The 16,850-nt window shown below is 64.7% G+C and carries 15 protein-coding genes; 5 read left to right on the forward strand and 10 right to left on the reverse strand.

The window, feature by feature from the left end; genetic code table 11:
- Window positions 1-298 precede the first annotated feature (298 nt).
- On the reverse strand, window positions 299-1,816 hold the full coding sequence (locus AC1RUR_RS23930; protein ID WP_492848482.1) for a caspase family protein: 1,518 nt from the start codon (window positions 1,814-1,816) through the stop codon (window positions 299-301).
- A 207-nt stretch (window positions 1,817-2,023) separates the two neighbouring features.
- On the opposite strand from AC1RUR_RS23930, the gene AC1RUR_RS23935 reads away from it, so the two are divergent.
- The 4 genes from AC1RUR_RS23935 to fabA all read left to right on the forward strand — a co-directional run bounded on the left by AC1RUR_RS23935 (window position 2,024) and on the right by fabA (window position 6,769).
- A complete protein-coding gene (locus tag AC1RUR_RS23935) occupies window positions 2,024-2,983 on the forward strand; it encodes a helix-turn-helix domain-containing protein (RefSeq protein ID WP_492848484.1) in 960 nt (319 codons plus the stop codon).
- 311 nt (window positions 2,984-3,294) lie between these two features.
- On the forward strand, window positions 3,295-4,827 hold the full coding sequence (locus tag AC1RUR_RS23940; RefSeq protein ID WP_492848485.1) for a DEAD/DEAH box helicase: 1,533 nt from the start codon (window positions 3,295-3,297) through the stop codon (window positions 4,825-4,827).
- Between the two features lie 163 nt (window positions 4,828-4,990).
- Window positions 4,991-6,058: a GGDEF domain-containing protein gene (locus AC1RUR_RS23945; protein ID WP_492848487.1), complete on the forward strand. Its 1,068-nt coding sequence runs from the start codon at window positions 4,991-4,993 to the stop codon at window positions 6,056-6,058.
- Window positions 6,059-6,238: 180 nt separating this feature from the next.
- The gene (gene fabA, locus AC1RUR_RS23950; RefSeq protein ID WP_492848489.1) at window positions 6,239-6,769 is read left to right on the forward strand and encodes a bifunctional 3-hydroxydecanoyl-ACP dehydratase/trans-2-decenoyl-ACP isomerase; all 531 of its coding nucleotides are present in this window, start codon (window positions 6,239-6,241) and stop codon (window positions 6,767-6,769) included.
- Between the two features lie 2 nt (window positions 6,770-6,771).
- Here the strand turns inward: fabA and AC1RUR_RS23955 are convergent, their stop codons facing one another.
- From AC1RUR_RS23955 to AC1RUR_RS23995, 9 genes are all read right to left on the reverse strand, one after another.
- The gene (locus AC1RUR_RS23955; protein ID WP_492848491.1) at window positions 6,772-7,215 is read right to left on the reverse strand and encodes a TfoX/Sxy family protein; all 444 of its coding nucleotides are present in this window, start codon (window positions 7,213-7,215) and stop codon (window positions 6,772-6,774) included.
- A gap of 198 nt (window positions 7,216-7,413) precedes the next feature.
- Window positions 7,414-7,824, reverse strand: coding sequence for a HesB/IscA family protein (locus AC1RUR_RS23960; RefSeq protein WP_143844933.1), 411 nt, complete (start codon window positions 7,822-7,824; stop codon window positions 7,414-7,416).
- A gap of 63 nt (window positions 7,825-7,887) precedes the next feature.
- The gene (locus tag AC1RUR_RS23965) at window positions 7,888-8,259 is read right to left on the reverse strand and encodes an SUF system Fe-S cluster assembly protein (protein WP_007609827.1); all 372 of its coding nucleotides are present in this window, start codon (window positions 8,257-8,259) and stop codon (window positions 7,888-7,890) included.
- Entirely contained in the window at window positions 8,256-9,503 is a 1,248-nt protein-coding gene (locus AC1RUR_RS23970; protein WP_492848493.1) for a cysteine desulfurase, read from the reverse strand. Before AC1RUR_RS23970 ends, AC1RUR_RS23965 begins: the two co-directional genes overlap by 4 nt.
- Window positions 9,500-10,816 (reverse strand): Fe-S cluster assembly protein SufD, encoded by a 1,317-nt coding sequence (sufD, locus tag AC1RUR_RS23975; protein WP_492848495.1) that lies wholly within the window; start codon window positions 10,814-10,816, stop codon window positions 9,500-9,502. Before sufD ends, AC1RUR_RS23970 begins: the two co-directional genes overlap by 4 nt.
- Window positions 10,817-10,827: 11 nt before the next feature.
- The gene (gene sufC, locus AC1RUR_RS23980) at window positions 10,828-11,577 is read right to left on the reverse strand and encodes a Fe-S cluster assembly ATPase SufC (RefSeq protein ID WP_492848497.1); all 750 of its coding nucleotides are present in this window, start codon (window positions 11,575-11,577) and stop codon (window positions 10,828-10,830) included.
- 132 nt (window positions 11,578-11,709) lie between these two features.
- Complete coding sequence (gene sufB / locus AC1RUR_RS23985; protein WP_492848499.1) at window positions 11,710-13,206, reverse strand: Fe-S cluster assembly protein SufB; 1,497 nt, start codon at window positions 13,204-13,206, stop codon at window positions 11,710-11,712.
- A 113-nt stretch (window positions 13,207-13,319) separates the two neighbouring features.
- Entirely contained in the window at window positions 13,320-14,459 is a 1,140-nt protein-coding gene (locus AC1RUR_RS23990) for a cysteine desulfurase family protein (protein ID WP_492848501.1), read from the reverse strand.
- A 51-nt stretch (window positions 14,460-14,510) separates the two neighbouring features.
- Window positions 14,511-15,740, reverse strand: coding sequence for an acyltransferase family protein (locus tag AC1RUR_RS23995; protein WP_492848504.1), 1,230 nt, complete (start codon window positions 15,738-15,740; stop codon window positions 14,511-14,513).
- Window positions 15,741-15,784: 44 nt separating this feature from the next.
- Here AC1RUR_RS23995 and AC1RUR_RS24000 point away from each other — a divergent pair, with 44 nt between their 5' ends.
- Complete coding sequence (locus tag AC1RUR_RS24000; protein WP_492848507.1) at window positions 15,785-16,738, forward strand: LytTR family DNA-binding domain-containing protein; 954 nt, start codon at window positions 15,785-15,787, stop codon at window positions 16,736-16,738.
- Window positions 16,739-16,850: the final 112 nt, after the last annotated feature.

The following is a 16,850-nucleotide window of genomic DNA, read 5'->3' on the forward strand; positions in this document are numbered from 1 at the left end:
ACGCCTCCGACTATGAATATTGTCGCAGGAATGTTGCGCCCGCTCGGCGGCAACATCAAAATCAATGGCGGCAGTGGGCAAAAGCGTAGAGGAAACCAGCCTCCGTCGCGCCGTCCTGCCAAAATATTCATCACATCATTGCAGGCTCTTCCCGGCCCATCTACCATTCTAAGGTTGCCGATTGGGGGGGTGTCCGGCCCTCGGCTGCGAGGTTTCCGCACAACACGGAGCTCGCTCTTGTCCACCCGGGGTGCGATCACACGATCCCGGGCGTCACGTCCCCGAGATGACGGGGGCGTCAGTTGCTGCTGCGGTTTGCCGCGCGGAAACTCTTGATCTCCGACACGCTGCCGTCGCGATAGGTCAGCTCCACCGAGACGAACTGCGTAGCCGGGGCGAGCTTCATGTAGAGCGGCATGCCGGCGGTGATCGCACTGGGGTCGCGCATGTCGCAGCCCGGCATCTTCAGCACCTGGTTGGGTACGGCGGTGTCGATGCCGATGCGCACCTCGCGGATGGCGCAGCGGTAGGACACCAGGTGCGTGTAGTAGACCAGCAGCCCGTTGAACTCGCGGAATGACAGCCAGCTCGTCGCGGTCATGTCCAGGATCTTGCGCTGGTCACGGATCAGCGCGGCCTCCGGATCGAACCTGATCGGAAACGGGCCCTGCATGTCGCCGGCCTGATCGACATAGCGGACCTCGATGGTGCCGGCCTGCGCATCCGGCGGCAATTCGATCGACGGGTTCGGCATCCGTTTGCGCGTACGCGGATCGAGCGTGTCGATGAAGCCGGTCTCGCGGAAATCGCCATTGCCGGCCATGCGCCAGGAGATGCCGAGCGTCGGATCGGCGAAGGAGAACACCACGCTCCAGCCGCCATTGTGGCGCGAGAAGCTCGCGATCGGCGCGTTGGTGGTTTCCTCCTTCGGCACGCGCGGCACCGACACCGGCGGCAGCGCCGCGAGCTTCTGCGCGGGCGGATCGGCGGGACGTGCAGCGGCGGCATCCTTGGCCATGCCGCTGAGGAAGACGTCGTCGACCATCTGGTCGAAATAGACCGGCACCTGCCTGTGCTTGACGGTGTCCGCCATCTCGCTGACGAGACGGCGGGTGCGCTGCGCCACCTGCACGAGGTTCTCGCCGGGTTGCAACAACTCCTTGGCGAAAGTGCGCGTGAACACCGAATTGGGATTGGCGTCGTCGTTGGAGAGGCGATCGAGCGCGGTCTGGCGGGGCCCGGCCGAGAACACCGAGAACACGCCTTCGGGCAGTTGCATCATCGGCGCAAGCCCGCCGCCGCCGGCCACCGCACGGGTCCCCTTGCGCTCGAACGGATTGTTGCGGCAGGCGTCGAACACCAGGATCGAGGTCCGCGCCTTCTTGTTCTGAAGGCGCTCGACGATGCGGTCCGCCAGGATGGAGGCGTCGCGCACCAGCTCTTCCTGCCCTTCCGTCGCCGCCGGCACGTCGGTCGGCAGCAGGTAGTTCTGGCCCGCGATCTCGAACCCGTGGCCGGCATAGAAGAAGAACGCGGTGTCGCCGGGCTCGATCGCCCGGTCGAACGCCAGCAGCGTCTCGGAGAATTGCTGCCGGCTCTGGTTCTCCGCGACCATCACCGAGAAGCCGAGCTGCTTCAGCGTGTCCCCCATGGTGCGGGCGTCGTTGACGGCCTTTAGAAGTTTCGGGACGTTCCTGTAGTCGTTGTTGCCGACCACGAGCGCGACGCGCTTCTCGGCATGGGCGGGAAGCGCGAAGCCGCTCAGGCTCGCCGCAAGGCCAAGGGCCGCCAGAATTCTGAAAAGCCGACGCGTCATCGAAAAATTCCCGTTGCAGAACGGCCTGCCGCCGGCGCCCATCGCACGGTCCATTGGCAACCTTCGGCCGTTGTTGTCATAGTCGGTCCAGCCATAGCCGCGGTTCAACCGGCATAGGCCATGGGTTCCATGGTCTAAGCCTATGGCAGGAACGGCCGGAATCTGCTTTTTCTTAGGCGCAATTCCGTTCGGGGACGAGGGGCTATCGTGTATCGCTGGTGCACCGACGAGGTCGAGCCGCATGACCGCTTCGACTATTGGCGCGAGGTGCGCGCCAAGGGCCTGTTCGGCGTCACCGCCGAACTCGAACACGAACGGCGCGCGGATTTCTTCGGCGAATTCTCGCTGCGCCAGCTCGGCGGCGGCGGTCTCGTCGAGCTGAAGGCCTCGCATTACACGGTCGAGCGCAGCACCTCCGATATCGCCTCCGCGCCCGGCGACGCGATCTGCGTCTACCAGCAGCTCGGCAGCGGCGGCTGGTTCGGCGGCATGCGCGCAAGCGACTTCGCGATTCCCAACGGCAGCTTCGCCACCAGCCACACCGACCTGCCCTATCGCACCGCGCCGCTCGGCGCAGGCGGCTTCCATTTGCGGATCCTGAAAATTCCCGTCAGCGGCCTCCCGACGCAGGACAAGCGTGTGCGCGAGCTTGCGCCCCGAACGTTCGACGATCCCACCCTGGCACCCCTGCTCGGAGCCTGCTTTGCCGATCTCGGCGAGGCTGGTGATGACGGCGCGGCCGATGCCACCGCCCTCGTCCAGGCCCTGGCCCATCTGGCGTTGATCGAGCGCGGCATCGTGCGCCCCGGCAGCCGTCTCGGACAGGCTGCGCTGCGGACCGCCCGTCTCTCGCAGGCGCGGCGCCTGATCGCACGCCACCTGCAAAACCCGGATCTGGCGCCGGCAATGGTGGCCGATGAGCTCGGCGTTTCCGTACGTCACCTGCACATGCTGTTCGAGGCCGCCGCAAAGAGCTTCTCCCAGACCGTGACCGACGAACGCCTGAAGCGAAGCCGCCGCCTGATGCGCGAGGCGCCAGAGCGGCTGATCGCCGACATCGCGGCCTCGTGCGGCTTCGAGAGCCTGGCGACCTATTACCGGGTCTTCAATGCTGCCTATGGCATGGCCCCCGGCGATTTCCGGGCGCAGGGCTCCGAAGGGCATTAGGCGCTCCCATAGTGGCTCCCGTGGCGGTGCCACCCGGCCAATGGCTGAGGCGGAAAACCCCAGCCGCACCCGCTATTTGAGTAAAACCTCAGGGTTTTTAGGGCCTTCCCGCGCCTGCTCCATTGACTTTGGCCAATTCCCGCCTATGTTCCAGTGCGACGCGGCTTCGGATCGAAGAGCGATTCCTGAGCCTTGCGCTTTGTTCGCGTGAGTCAGCACCCCCAGCTTCCTTGAGAGCGCGCCGTTTCGGGGTGGAACGCGACCAGCCTTATTACCCTCGATTCCGAACGGCGGTTTCGACCAGAGGCTCAATGTCCTTTTCAAATCTCGGACTATCCGAAAAAGTCCTCGCCGCAGTGGCGGCCACCGGTTACACCACCCCCACCCCGATTCAGGAACAGGCGATCCCCCACGTCCTCGCACGCAAGGACGTCCTCGGCATCGCCCAGACCGGCACCGGCAAGACCGCGGCCTTCGTGCTGCCGATGCTCACCATCCTCGAAAAGGGTCGAGCCCGCGCGCGCATGCCGCGCACGCTGATCCTGGAGCCGACCCGCGAGCTCGCGGCGCAGGTGAAGGAAAACTTCGACCGCTACGGCGCCGGCCAGAAACTCAACGTCGCCCTGCTGATCGGCGGCGTCTCGTTCGGCGACCAGGATGCCAAGCTGACGCGCGGCGTCGACGTGCTGATCGCCACCCCGGGCCGCCTGCTCGACCACACCGAGCGCGGCGGCCTGCTGCTCACCGGCGTCGAGCTGCTCGTCATCGACGAAGCCGACCGCATGCTGGACATGGGCTTCATTCCCGACATCGAGCGCATCTGCAAGCTCGTTCCCTTCACGCGGCAGACCCTGTTCTTCACCGCGACCATGCCGCCGGAAATCCGGCGCATTACCGAGACCTTCCTGCACAACCCGCAGAAGGTCGAAGTCTCCAAGCCAGCCACCACCGCCGTGACCGTCACGCAGTCCCAGGTGCCTGCCGGGCGCGAGGCGCATGAGAAGCGCGAGCTGCTTCGCCGCCTGCTGCGCGAGGCCAAGGATCTCAAGAACGCGATCATCTTCTGCAATCGCAAGCGCGAGGTCGCGATCGTCCACAAATCGCTTCAGAAGCACGGCTTCAGCGTCGGCGCCCTGCATGGCGACATGGACCAGCCGGCCCGCATGGCGGCACTCGAACAATTCCGCAAGGGTGAGCTGCCGCTGCTGGTCGCCTCCGACGTTGCGGCCCGCGGCCTCGACATTCCCGAGGTCAGCCACGTCTTCAATTTCGACGTTCCCCACCATCCCGACGATTACGTCCATCGCGTCGGCCGCACCGGCCGCGCGGGCCGCACCGGCACCGCGATCTCGATCGTGACGCCGCTCGACCAGAAGTCGATGGTGGCGATCGAGAAGCTGATCGGCCAGAACATTCCCCGCGCCGAAGGCGATTACGAAATCCACGCAGAAAACGGCGATGCGACCGAACGTCCGCGCGAACAGCGCGGCCGTGAGCGTTCGCGCGGCGGACGCGGCAAGCCGCAACGCGGCCGCGACCGTGAGCGCAGCCACGAACCGCGCGAGCCGCGTGGCGAGGCAAGACACGCTTCTGAAACCAGGCCTTCAGCCGAAGCGCGGCCCGCCCCCGAGGCGAGACCCGCACGCGAGGCGAGGCCTCCGCGCGAAGCCAGGCCGTCGTCCGAGCCGCGTCACGGCTCGCGCCCGCAGGCCAACGCATCGCATGTGCCGTCGATCGGCCGTCCCGAGCCGCGCCGCCAGCGCGAGGCAGACACCGAGCCGGGCGATCATTCGCACCTTCCGGCGTTTCTGTTGCGCCCCGTTCGCTCGCCCGCCGGCGCCTGAAGCGCAGCGCGCTTCAGGCTGGTTGAGACAGACTGCCGCACACGTTTTCAGACGCATTCGTGAACGTATATTTACGGGGCGTTCACGATCGTCCGTTAGCCTACGAACATAATTTAAGCATTGCTGCGGTCGCTCATGCATCGACCGCTGTGGGGTATGTTCCGTGGTCAAGGTGCTTGACGAACACGAACGCACGATGGCGTTCGCCGAGGTGGCACTCGGTCAGATCCGCTCGCTCCGCCAAACCGCAATTCCCCGCAATTACGAGATCTGGTACGTCTACGCCACCGGCTACAACGCACCGCTCAACAAGATCATCAACGAGACGCTGGCCCGCCACGGCAAGCTGACCGAAGCCGATCTCGAGCAGATCTACGAGACCTATCTCTCCCACATCAAGACCACCGACCGCATCGACAAGGTCGGCGCGCGCGTCATCGGCGAGATCGACGACGTGATGCGGGTGCTGACCGACGCTCTCGGCATGACCGGCACCTATGACGCCAGCCTGTCGGGCGCGACCGAAAAACTGTCGTCGGCCGACAGCCGCGAGCAGATCAAGTCGATCGTCGAGACGCTGTTGCGTTCAACCAGCGAAATGCGCGAGACCAACAAGGCGCTGGAAGACCGGCTGACGCTGTCGAAGAACGAGATCAGCAACCTCCAGCAGAGCCTGGAGGCGATCCGCGCCGAGAGCCTGACCGATCCGCTCACCGGCCTCGGCAACCGCAAATATTTCGACCGCATGATCGGCATGGCCGTAGAGAGCGCGCTCGCCAGCGGCGAGCCGCTGTCGCTGCTGCTGTTCGACATCGATCACTTCAAGTCGTTCAACGATTCCTACGGCCATCTCACCGGCGACCAGGTGCTGCGGCTCGTCGGCCTCTCCCTGAAGCAGACCATCAAGGGCCAGGACATCACTGCCCGTTACGGCGGCGAGGAATTCGCGGTGGTCCTGCCCAACACGGCGCTGCGCCAGGCCCTCACCGTCGCCGATCACATCCGCCGCGCGGTGATGGCGAAGGAATTGAAGAAGAAATCGACCGGCGAGATCCTCGGCCGCGTCACCATCTCCGTCGGCGTCTCCATGCTCAAGCAGGGCGACGACACGGACGCCTTGATCGAACGCGCCGATGCCTGCCTCTATGCCGCCAAGCGCAACGGCCGCAACCGCGTGATCTGCGAGGCCGACCCGGAATTCGCGGTCGAGAGCCACAGCCGCGTGGCGTGAGTTTTCGCCAGCTCTCGTAGGGTGGGCAAAGGCGCATAAGCGCCGTGCCCACCAAAAGTCTTGGGCACGCTCCGCTTTGCCCATCCTACGGCACCGCCGCTTGACATTATTCCGCGGTGAACAACATCTGCCACGACAGCATTGGCCGCCTGCCCCCGAGCCCGCGAAGGATTTGTCGTCGTGCCCAACCCTCACGACTTCCACACGCCGCAACCGTCCTACACCAGGGACGAGCTGCTGAGATCGAGCGAAGGCGGCTATTTCGGCCCAGGCAATGCGCAATTGCCGGCACCGCCGATGCTGATGATGGATCGCATCTCCGAGATCAGCCTGGACGGCGGCGAGTTCGGCAAGGGCCACATCGTCGGCGAGCTCGACATCGCGCCCGGCCACTGGTTTTTCGATTGCCACTTTCGCGGCGACCCGATGATGCCGACCTCTCTGGGGCTCGACGCCATGTGGCAGATGATCGGCTATTGGCTCGGCTGGTCGGGCTCGCCGGGCAAGGGCCGCGCCATCGGCGTCGGCGAAGTCGAGTGCACGGGCGAAGTCACACCAAACGCGCAGCGCGTACGCTACGAGGTCGCCATGCGCATGGTCCGGCGCGGCAAGCTGGTGCTCGGAATTGCCGATGGTCGCGTGCTTGCGGATGGCACTTGCGTCTTCACCGCCAGGGATATGCGGGTTGGCCTGACAAAGGCGGTGGACTGAGCTTAAGCCCTTCGTTTGGCGCGCTTGCGCACTGGGCTCTTTTTGGCCGCTGGCTTCGCAGCTTTCGCAGGCTTGACGGCTTTCTTCGCGGGCTTGCTCGACGCGATCTTCTTCTTCGGCCGCTTCTTCACCTTGGCGCGCTGGGCGGCGGCGAGCGCCGCCCTCGCCCATTGCGCGAGCTCCGCGGAATCGTCGAACAGGCGCGCGGGCAGCTCCCAATAGGAGTTCACCAGCACGGTCTTGGCGCGCGTCGAATACTGGAACGGCTTTGATCCCTCGGCTTCAAAGTCGGGGATCGTCACTTCGTCGGCGCGGAAGAACAGACCGGCGCGCAAAGACAGCGCGAAGTTGATGCCGTCGGCGGAGATCCCGTAGCCGGAGAACATCTTCCGGATGGTGACGGGGCCGAAATCGGCGAACAAGTCGATCAGGAATTCGCGGTCCATGGGCACGCTTCTCTCGTGCCCCGGAAGCAGCGCAGCGTGACATAAGCGCGTTTACGCGCGTCTGCGACTCGCTATGGCGCTGCTGAGCCGGGGCCCAGTCTTTGCATCGATGACTATAGCGTGGGTCCCGGCTCTGCGCAGCAGCGCAAGCGCGCTGCAGCGCGTCCGGGACACGAGAGTGGGACGTGGAGACGAGGCCTACCCGTCGATCTTGGCCGGCCGCAGCTCGACCGACTCGCCGCAACCGCAGGCCGAGACCTGGTTGGGATTGTTGAAGACGAACTGGGCCTGCATCTTGTCGGCCTTGTAGTCCATCTCGGTGCCGAGCAGGAACAGCACGGCCTTGGGATCAACCAGGATCTTGACGCCCTTGTCCTCGACGACCTCGTCGGTCGGGCGGACATCATGGGCGTATTCGACCGTGTAGGACTGGCCGGCGCAGCCGCCGTTCTTCACACCGACGCGCAGGCCGACGATCTCGGAATCGGCGCGGCTCGTCAGCTCGCTGATGCGCTGGGCGGCGGCATCCGTCAACCGCATCACCTGCGGGCGCGGCCGCCGGGGCTTCGGAGTGGATGCTGGTGTCGAGCCTGACGAAATCTGTGTCATGTCAATGATGTGGTCCGTTGCGGAGCGAATTCAATGCCGTCGGTTCAAAGCAAGGCTTACGCGTCACCACATGTTGAGCACGAGGCGGGCCTCGTCGCTCATGCGCTCCGGCGTCCAGGCCGGCTCCCAGACAACCTTGACGTCGACCACGCCGACGCCGGGCACGCTGGCCACCGCGTTCTCGACCATGGTCGGCAGCTCGCCGGCGGCCGGACAGTTCGGCGTCGTCAGCGTCATCTGCACGTCGACGGAACGATCGTCCTTGATCTCGACCTTGTAGATCAGGCCGAGCTCGTAGATGTCGGCGGGAATTTCCGGGTCGAACACGGTCTTGAGGCCCGCGATGATCTCGGTGGTGAGACGCTCGGTTTCCTCCGGCGGCAGCGCCGACCGGGTTTCCATCGGATTGGCTTTGATTTCGGCCGTGTCACTCATGCGAACAAATCCCGCGCCTTCAACAGCGCCTGTGCCAGATGATCGACTTCTTCCCGCGTATTATACATGCCGAACGAGGCCCGGCATGTGGCCGTGACGTTGAACCGCTCTAAAAGCGGCATCACGCAATGGGTGCCGGCGCGCACCGCGATGCCCTGGCGGTCGATCACGGTGGCGACGTCGTGGGCGTGCGCCCCCTTGAGCTCGAAGGAGATCACCGGGCCCTTGCCGCGGGCGGTGCCGATCAGCCGCAGCGAGTTGATCTCGCGCAGCTTCTCCTGGGCGTAGGCGGTCAGATCGGCCTCGTGGGCGGCGATGCGCTCCTTGCCGATCGAATTGACGTAATCGATCGCGGCGCCGAGGCCGACCGCCTCGACGATCGCCGGCGTGCCCGCCTCGAACTTGTGCGGGGGGTCGCCATAGGTGACGACGTCGCGCGAGACCTCGCGGATCATCTCGCCGCCGCCGTTGAAGGGGCGCATCGCGACGAGGTGGTCGTACTTGGCCCAGAGCACGCCGATGCCGGTCGGACCGTACACCTTGTGGCCGGTGAAGACGTAGAAGTCGCAGCCGAGATCCTGGACGTCGACGGGCATATGCACCGCGCCCTGGCTGCCGTCGACCAGCACGGGAATGCCGCGGGCATGGGCGGTCTTCACGACGTCCTTGATCGGGACGATGGTGCCGAGCGCGTTCGACATCTGCGTGATCGCGACCAGCTTGGTCTTCGCCGTCAGCAGCTTCTCGAACTCGTCGATGAGGAAATTGCCCTCGTCGTCGACCGGCGCCCATTTGATCACGGCACCCTGTCGTTCCCGCAGGAAGTGCCAGGGCACGATGTTGGAATGGTGCTCCATGATCGAGATGACGATCTCGTCACCTTCTTTGATGTTCGGCCCGCCCCAGGACGAGGCCACCAGGTTGATGGCCTCCGTCGCGTTGCGGGTGAAGACCACTTCCTCGGTCCGGGCAGCGTTGATGAACTGCGCGACCCTGGTGCGGCCGCCCTCATAGGCTTCGGTCGCGGCATTGGCGAGGTAATGCAGGCCGCGATGCACGTTGGCGTATTCGCTGGTGTAGGCCTGCGTCATGCGGTCGAGCACGACCTGCGGCTTCTGCGCCGAGGCGGCGTTGTCGAGATAGACCAGCGGCTTGCCGTAGACCTGCATGGCGAGCGCCGGGAAATCCTGGCGCACGCGCGCAACGTCGTAGGTGCCGTTCTTGACCGCAGGATGCGTGCTCATGACCGCCGCTCCAGCCAGCGCTCGGCAATGCCGATCACATGCTCGCGCAAGCCGTCATCGGCGATCTGCTCGATCGCCTCGCCCACGAAGGCCTGAATCAGCAGCGCCTGGGCCTGCTTCTCGGGCAGACCGCGCGCCTTCAGATAGAACAACAGGCTGTCATCGAGCGCGCCGGCGGTGGCGCCGTGGCCGCAGGAGACGTCGTCGGCAAAGATCTCGAGCTCGGGCTTGTTGTCGGCCTCGGCTTCGTCCGAGAGCAGCAGCGCCCGGATCATCATCTTGCCGTCGGTCTTCTGCGCGTCGGGACGAACGATGATGCGGCCCTGGAACACCGAATGGGCGCGATCGTCGAGCACGGCGCGGAAGACCTCGCGGCTGACGCAGTTCGGCACGGCATGGTCGACCACCAGCGTGGTGTCGCCGTGCTCGGTCTTCTGCAACAGGTTGACGCCGTTGGCCGAGAGCTCGCTGCCTTCGCCGGCCAGCGTGATGAAACCCTGGAGACGGCTGACGGCAGCGCCTGTGGTCATGTTGAAGAGGTTCAGCTTCGAGTTCGCACCGACCGTGACGAATTGCGAGGTGATGTTCATCGCGTCAGGCGCATCGTCCATCAGGCGGATATGCGCAACGTCGGCGTTATCGCCGACCGAGACGATGACGGCGTCGTTGACCTGGTAGGCCTTGGCGCCGGCCGCAACGAAGCTCTCGATGATTGTGGCGCGAGCGCCGTTCCCGATCCGGACCTGCGAACGAGTGAAGGAGGACGCCAACGACACAGTCGCGACATGGATGATCTGGATCGGCGCCGATAGCTGCACGTCACCGGCAATCGTCAGCACGACGCCGTCGGTCGCCATCGCGGTGTTCAGCGCAATCATCGCGTCGGTCGTCGGTGTCTGCAGCAGTTCCGCACCAGCAGAATTGGGTTCGTTTAGCCAAACCTGTCGCGACGCCACCACGTCGATTCCGGCGCCGAGCGTCAGATTGGAAAGATCGGGCGCGAAGACGCCATCGACCAGCACGAGCCGGCGCGCACCTTCAATCCCGGCCGCCTTGACTGCATCGGCAGCACGCGACAGCGCCGCCGCGTCGGGCGCAGCCGCGAGCGGCAGCACCTTGCCAACCAGCGCACGGAGATCGGTGTACTTCCATTCCTCGATCCGGCGGTGCGGAAGCCCCGCGCTCTCATAGGCGTCAAAGGCATTCCGCCTGATATCAATGATCTTTCCCGCACCCGGCAGCCGGCCACGCGGAATGAGCAGGATATCCCGGAGCGGATGGTCGTTTTCAGTTTTGGCCACAGCGACGTTCATCGCAAAATTCCTTACGCGGCCTCGAACTGGGCGTAACCGGACGCTTCCAGCTCCAGCGCCAGCTCCTTGCCGCCGCTCTTCACGACACGGCCCTTCGACATCACGTGCACCACGTCGGGCACGATGTAGTTGAGGAGCCGCTGATAATGGGTGATGACGACCATCGCGCGCCCCGGCGAACGCAGCGCGTTGACGCCGTCGGCCGCAACGCGCAGCGCGTCGATGTCGAGGCCGGAATCCATCTCGTCGAGAATGCACAGGCTCGGCTCGAACAGCGCCATCTGCAGCACCTCGTTGCGCTTCTTCTCGCCGCCGGAGAAGCCGACATTGACGCCGCGCTTGAGCATGTCCTGCGGGATGTTCAGCGACTTCGAGACCTCGCGGACCTTCTTGAGGAAGTCCGGCGTCGAGTACTCATCCTCGCCGCGCGCCTTGCGCTGCGCGTTCAACGCGGTGCGCAGGAAATTCATGGTGGCGACGCCGGGGATTTCCACCGGATACTGGAACGCCAGGAACACGCCCTTGGCGGCGCGCTCCTCGGGCGCCATCTCCAGGAGGTCCTCGCCCTTGAACAGGATCTGGCCGCCGGTGACCTCGTAACCGGGCTTGCCGGCGATGACGTGGGAGAGCGTCGACTTGCCGGAGCCGTTCGGCCCCATGATCGCGTGCACCTCGCCCTCGTTCACGGTCAGCGTCAGCCCGTGGAGGATCTCACGCTCCTCGACACGAACCTGCAGGTCTTTCACTTCAAGCAAAGCCATTGTGTTTTTCCATCTATCCCCTCGTCCTGAGGAGCGCCCAAGGCGCGTCTCGAAGGATGAGGCCAACAATCGTTCTAACGTTCATCCTTCGAGACGGCCGCGCTTCGCGGCCTCCTCAGGATGAGGTCGGTGTTAACCGACCGACCCTTCCAGCGAGATCGAGATCAGCTTCTGCGCTTCCACCGCGAACTCCATCGGGAGCTGCTGGAGCACGTCCTTGACGAAGCCGTTGACGACGAGGCCTACCGCCTCTTCCTGGCTGAGACCGCGCTGGATGCAGTAGAACAGCACGTCCTCGGAGATCTTCGAGGTCGTGGCCTCGTGCTCGAACGTCGCCGAGGAATTCTTGGCCTCGATGTAGGGCACGGTGTGCGCGCCGCATTTGTCGCCGATCAGCAGGGAATCGCAGGCGGTGAAGTTGCGCGCGCCGGTCGCTTTCCGATGAGCCGTCACAAGACCGCGATAAGTGTTCTGCGACTTGCCGGCCGCGATGCCCTTGGAGATGATCCGGCTCGACGTGTTCTTGCCGAGGTGGATCATCTTGGTGCCCGAGTCGACCTGCTGATAGCCGTTCGAGATCGCGATCGAATAGAACTCGCCGCTGGAATTGTCGCCACGCAGGATGCAGCTTGGATACTTCCAGGTGATCGCCGAACCCGTTTCGACCTGGGTCCAGGAAATCTTGGAGCGGTTGCCGCGGCAGTCGCCACGCTTGGTGACGAAATTGTAGATGCCGCCCTTGCCCTCCGAATTGCCGGGGTACCAGTTCTGCACGGTCGAATATTTGATCTCGGCGTCGTCATGGGCGACGAGCTCGACCACGGCGGCATGCAGCTGGTTCTCGTCGCGCTGCGGCGCGGTGCAGCCTTCGAGATAGGAGACGTAGGCGCCCTTGTCGGCGATGATCAGCGTGCGCTCGAACTGGCCGGTGTTGCGCTCGTTGATGCGGAAATAGGTCGACAGCTCCATCGGGCAGCGCACGCCCGGCGGCACGTAGACGAACGAGCCGTCGGAGAACACCGCCGAGTTCAGCGTCGCGTAGAAATTGTCCGAGGTCGGCACCACCGATCCCAGATATTTCTGCACCAGTTCGGGGTGCTCGCGGATGGCTTCCGAGATCGGCATGAAGATCACGCCGGCCTTCTTCAGCTCCGCCTTGAAGGTGGTCGCGACCGAGACCGAATCGAACACCGCGTCGACCGCGATCTTGCGCCGCGCCGGATCTTCCTCACCCACCTTCGGCTCGACGCCTTCGAGCATCGCCACTTCCCGCAAGGGGATGCCGAGCTTCTCGTAGGTCTTCAGGATCTCCGGATCGATCTCGTCGAGCGAGGTGATCGTCTTCTTCGGCTTCGGCGCCGAATAGTAATAGAGGTCCTGGAAGTCGATCTTGGGATAGTCGACGCGAGCCCAGGTCGGCTCGGTCATGGTCAGCCAGCGCCGATAGGCTTCGAGCCGCCACTGGAGCATCCAGGCGGGTTCGTTCTTCTTCTCGGAGATGAACTTGACGGTCTCTTCCGACAGCCCCTTGGGGGCCTTGTCGGACTCGATCAGGGTCTCAAACCCATAACGATACTGATCGACGTCGATGCGCTTCACGCGCTCGACCGTCTCTTGCACGGCTGGCATTCTATCCTCCGCTCGCGGTTTCAAGGACCGCGGTGGATCAAACTCGGACGAGTATTACGATGTTTTTCGGCAGAAAGCACGGGCTTAGAACCGTTCAAGCCGTGTTTCGTCGCTTAGCCTCTAAGTAGGGTATTACCGAGCTTTCGCCAAGCCTCTAACGCCCTATTGATGTCGTCCGGTTCCGTAGACCAGCCCAGACTGAGGCGCACCGCTCCCTGGGCCGTTGCTGGATCGAAGCCCATGGCGGACAGCACATGGGACGGCTGGACCTTCCCCGAGGAACAGGCTGAGCCGGAAGACACAGCGACGCCTTCGAGGTCGAAGCCGATCACCGCGGTCTCGGCCTTCAGACCAGGGGCCGTGAAGAGAACGGTATTTGGCAACCGCTCGGTGGTGTCCGAGAACACCGTCGCGCCGGCGATCGTCCGGATACCATTTTCCAAGCTATCTCTGAGGGTTGCCATCCGCTTCGCATCCTCCGGCAAAGCCTGAAGCGCGGCCTTCACCGCCGCAGCGAAACCCGCAATGCCCGCAACATTTTCGGTTCCCGCACGGCGATTGAGCTCCTGTCCCCCGCCCCGCAGCACCGGCTCCAGGCCAATGAGCCCCTCCGCGGTCACCAGCGCGCCGACGCCCTTGGGGCCGCCGATCTTGTGTGCAGAAAAGGTCGCAAGGTCCACGCCTAGCGCGTTAATATTGAACGCAATTTTGCCCAAGGCCTGGATCGCGTCGACGTGCAGGAGCCCCCCCGCGTCATGAACGATCCGGGCGGCTTCCGCGACCGGCTGGAGCGCGCCGGTCTCGTTGTTGGCCGCCATGATGGAGACCAGGGCCGGCGGGCCGTCCTTCAGCAGCGCCTTGAGGTGATCGAGGTCGACCACGCCGGAGCGCGTCACCCTGATATGACCGACCTTGTCGGCCGGGAACCTGCCGCCTGCCAGCACCGAGGCATGCTCGACGGCGGAGACCAGCAGCCGCTCGACGGGGCCGCCGGACGGCCCCCGCAGGCCGGGCGACAGCGCCAGCGCATTGGCCTCGGTTCCAGCGGAGGTGAAGACGACGTTGCGCGGCGCCCCTCCGACCGCAGCCGCAAGCGAGGCGCGGGCGTCCTCGACCAGCCGCCTCGCCTCGCGCCCCTCGGCATGGACCGAAGACGGATTGCCGATCAGCTCCCAGGCGGCGAGCATCGCTGCGCGCGCCTCGGTGCGCAGCGGTGTGGTCGCATTCCAGTCGAGATAGACGCGGCTTGGCATGGCGCCCTCTTAGCACCTTTTGCCAACGCGCCAATCGGGAGCCGGCGCACATCAGGCCGGCTGCTGCTGCGCAATCCTGGCCGCGGAACGGGACTGCATGCGTAATCCGAACAGCGGCCGCAGCCAGGCGATCCGGCGCGCGATCTCGTAGCTGAGGAGACAGGTGAGCGCAGTGCCGGCAATGACGATTGCAGCCTCGCTTCCGGCTGACAGCCCACTGTCCCGCAGCGCGTGTGCAATCACGATGATCGCGGTCTGGTGCACGATGTAACAGGGAAAGATCGCATCGGTCAGATAGCGGCGCACGGGGCTGTCGGCCGTCAAATGGCGTCGCGCAAAGCCGAGCACCGCCGCCATCGCCAGCCATTGGTAGCAGCCATAGACCGAGCCGGCGAACCATCTCAGCATCGACGACCGCGGGAACAAGCCGGCATAAACGAGGACGAAGGCGGCGAAGCAGGCCGCTGCAAGCGTCAGCGCCACCCACCGTTGCCGCTCGATGTCGCGCCAGATGCTGTCCTGGCGTGCGAGCAGGAAGCCGATCAGGAACGCGGTCGCATAGTCCGCGTGGTTGTACCAGTCGCCGAACAGCGCATGCGTCGACGGGAAGACCGGCGACAGAAACAGCCGCCAGGCTGCAAACAGCAGGCAGGGCAGCACCAGCAGCCATGGTCCGGCGAGCGTGGCCGCCACCCTCTTGCTGATCCAATCCGCAGCCGCCGGCCACACGGACAGCACGCCAACCAGCGCCATGGTGTAGACCCAGAGGTAGACCACGAACCAGAGATGGTTCCAGGTCGGCTGCACGATGCAGGGGTTCGGGCAGAATTGCGCGCTGAACGCCAGATAGTGGTGGAGGTAGAAATCGGCGAAACCCTGCAGAGAGCCTTGGTGAGAGCCTTGGGAATTGCCTTGGGGATAGCCGAGGCTCTCGACGACCTGGAGGTAGGATTGCGGTGGCACGATCACGAGCATGCCGAAGATCAGCGGGATCAGGAGCCGCGCCGACCGCGCGCGGGCGAAGGCGGCGAGCCGGACCTTTCCCAGCATGAAGCGGCTGGCGACCCCGGAGACCAGGAACAGCAGCGACAGCCGCCACGGATTGAGCACCAGCATCACCGGCTCCAGCCAGGTCAGCCGGTGCTCACTCTTGATGTGAAATCCCCAGGACACGTAGAGCATGCCGACGTGGTAGAAGATCAACAGGCCGAAGGCTAAAATCCGCACCCAATCCAGATCGATGCGTCGTTCCGAGATCGAAATTTGCTGCGGTGTGAACATGATGTTCTGCTCCTTGACGGGACGACAAACGCGGTTTTCGGGCCATGGCTGACGGCCAAAATGCCCCCGAAACGGAGCACGTCGAGACGGTTTGGGATCAGGACCGGTCGCGCGGGGACGAGGCGTCGGCAGCCGGGACGAGCGGTTGGCGCGGCGGGATCAGTGGCGGCGATTGGACGATTTTCGGAGCGATCACGGCCGTCGCGCTCACCATCGGAATCGTCAATGCACTCTCCGGCGCACAGGACGCCGCCTGGCGCGGCGACAGCTATGACATTGGCCGGCGGCTGTTCTGGGAGCTGTCGAGCATCATCGTTATCCTGCTGCTGGTGCCGATCCTGGTGCTCGTCGTCCGGCGCATCCGCCAGGCACAGGGGCTGGCGATACGGATCGGCATCGCTGCGGTCGCCCTGCTCGGCTTCTCGGCCCTCCACATCACCGGAATGGTATCGGTCCGGAAATTCCTGCTCTGGCTCGCCGGAAGCGCCTACGACTTCCATTTCTCGCTGGCGGTGGTCCTGTACGAGTTCCGCAAGGATGCCGTGACCGCCTTGCTGCTCGGAGCAACGCTCTGGCTGATCGAAAGCCGGCGTGAGCTGTGGAAGGCTGCGCGCGCGGCGATGTGGATGCCCGCCGCTCCACCGGAGCAGCCGTCACCCGATTTGATCTGGCTCCGGGACGGCTCCAGCCGCATTCGTGTCGCACCGCACGATATCCTGTGGGTCGCCTCCGCCGGCAATTACATCGAATACAGCCTCGCCAACGGCACCCAACACCTGATCCGCGGCACGCTCGCCGCGACCGAAAGCGAGCTCGCCCGCTTCGCCATCGTGCGCGTCCACCGGACAAGGCTCGCCAATCTCGACCGGGTGAGCGGCGTGGACTTCAAGCCGTCAGGGGATTTCGAGCTCACCTTCGACAACGGCAGGACGCTTGGAGGCAGCCGGCGCTACCGGCCGGCGGTCGCCACGCTCGGAGGCCGCACCGCGCCCTTGTGAATCGCCTTTCGGAGGCGTCCAGCAGCCGATAAACAATCGTGATTCCAATCGGTTGTCGGCGCAATGCCGCTCCCGGCGATCCCCTCGTTCGATCTCGGCCGTTGTTGGCGTG

It is taken from the genome of Bradyrhizobium sp. GW821-FHT12B03 (genome assembly GCF_058807535.1).